The following is a 1,746-nucleotide window of genomic DNA, read 5'->3' on the forward strand; positions in this document are numbered from 1 at the left end:
TTACATGGTCACAGCCGGCTTCCACCCGCATGCGTTCGGCCGTCTGCTCCAGCACCACGGCTTTGCGCGAGTTGGCGGCCAGGTGGGTGCTGGGTTGTTTGCGCGCCTCCTGCTGCCGCTTGAGCAGGCTATCGAGGTAACCGCTGAGAAAGGCCTGCACCGGGGCGCGGGCCACCAGAAACAGGGCGTAGGCCGCTACCAGCACGGCTCCCACGAACCAGGGGAGCGTTTTCAGGTACTCCAGGATGGGTTGGGTAAAGAGCAGCAGCGGCACAGGCAGGTAAGCGGCTAGGAGAGAGCTGTCAAAGCTCCCGTGAGCCGCCCCCGGAATAGGTGGCTGGGGCCGGGTTATGTTGCAACGCCCGGCCGGCAGCGGGCGGAGCGGGCTCGAAAAAGCCCCGGCCGGGGAGGCGCGGGGCATTAGGAGGGAACGTAGGTTGCTGCTTGGCAGAGAGGGCAGTCAAAGCAGAGTCAAAACAACTTGTTATAATATAAATATTTATTTTATTAATATTGATATTATATGTAAAACTCATATAAATTATATTTATATTTATATATAATCAATCATCAACCCATAAGCTCCTCATTATGAAAAGTGTAAACAAGTTCCCCGCCCTGGCCGCGTTGTTTCTGGCATTTGCCTTTACTGGATGTGAGAAAGCATCCGATATGGTTGCGCCCCAAAACCCCTATGCCACCTACACCGCTCATGTGGTAGGCGATTACTGGGATCAAGGAGGAGCAGTAACTGGCCTCTCCTGCCCAGTGCGCATGTATGTTGTGTGGCAGAACCTGACCGGTAACGGCGGGAATATAACCAAGTGGGAGGGCGTGGCGAGTTGCCCGCCTGCCGAGACCATCCATCTCAATACGGAGTACACGAATGCTGCTGGCGATACATTTCAGTACAGCACCGAATGCCAGCCGACCGGGGAGGTGAGAATGACGACGCATTATTTCCCTAAGAAGAAGAAGAAGTAGCGTGCGCAACGTGCTGTAAAACAAAGCCCCTTAACTGGACTGTTAAGGGGCTTTGTTTGCTCGAAGCCCGAACTGTGGGGCCAAGCTTCAGTAGTTAAGAAAGCCCCGGCCGGTGGGGCGCGGGGGGGGGGTGTGGGAGGAAGTTGGTAGGTTTGCGGCCTTATGTCGTCTAGCAAACAATATTTCCCAGCCCTTACTGGTATCCGTGCCCTCGCGGCTTATACCGTCTTTCTCACTCACTATAACCCATTTGCAGAAGCCAGTTGGCTCGGTCTTCTCCTGCGAGAAGGCAACAGTGGTGTTACTGTTTTCTTTGTGCTGAGTGGGTTTCTAATCGCCACTCGGTATGGGCAGCGCGTGGAAATGCGGCGCGAGTGGATAGTGGATTACTTCCGCAACCGCTTTGCCCGGATCTATCCGGTGTACTTTCTAGTAACCCTGGCTACGTTCGTGGTGCTCTACCTGCGCCCTGATTACGACCTGATCGGACGTTGGGCGGGTTATACCACTCAAGATATGGTGTTAGTTGCTGGGTTAAATTTCACACTTACAAAAGCATTTTTTTACCCTTTTGTGTTTACGGGCATTGCCCAGGGCTGGACGCTTACGGTGGAGGAATGCTTTTATGCCCTAGCTGTATAGTCCCAGGGAGAGATGGTGTATTTTCCGGGCTGGAATTTCGCACGCACTTATGGGACAAATACTCCACGGCAGCGCCCGCACAACTTCGGCAATACGGGCCGCTATCCAACGTAGTCAGGA

At 54.1% G+C, this 1,746-nt stretch carries 3 protein-coding genes; 2 read left to right on the forward strand and 1 reads right to left on the reverse strand.

Annotated elements, in window-relative coordinates; translation table 11 throughout:
* Positions 1–274, reverse strand: a 274-nt coding sequence (locus tag D0N36_RS19200) for a hypothetical protein (protein WP_147320990.1), incomplete at its 3' end; no start/stop codon positions are given.
* Between the two features lie 317 nt (positions 275–591).
* Between D0N36_RS19200 and D0N36_RS19205 the strand changes: the two genes are divergently transcribed.
* Both D0N36_RS19205 and D0N36_RS19210 read left to right on the forward strand, forming a co-directional pair.
* Positions 592–984, forward strand: coding sequence for a hypothetical protein (locus D0N36_RS19205; protein WP_116943424.1), 393 nt, complete (start codon positions 592–594; stop codon positions 982–984).
* Positions 985–1,146: 162 nt separating this feature from the next.
* On the forward strand, positions 1,147–1,626 hold the full coding sequence (locus D0N36_RS19210; protein ID WP_116943425.1) for an acyltransferase family protein: 480 nt from the start codon (positions 1,147–1,149) through the stop codon (positions 1,624–1,626).
* Positions 1,627–1,746 lie beyond the last annotated feature (120 nt).

The sequence above is a fragment of the Hymenobacter lapidiphilus genome (genome assembly GCF_003417065.2).
Taxonomy (GTDB): domain Bacteria; phylum Bacteroidota; class Bacteroidia; order Cytophagales; family Hymenobacteraceae; genus Hymenobacter.

Bases quoted from the DNA above. Each gene is read 5' to 3' on its own strand.
- D0N36_RS19205 (WP_116943424.1), top strand. From the start codon at position 592: ATGAAAAGTGTAAACAAGTTCCCCGCCCTGGCCGCGTTGTTTCTGGCA.
- D0N36_RS19210 (WP_116943425.1), top strand. From the start codon at position 1,147: ATGTCGTCTAGCAAACAATATTTCCCAGCCCTTACTGGTATCCGTGCC.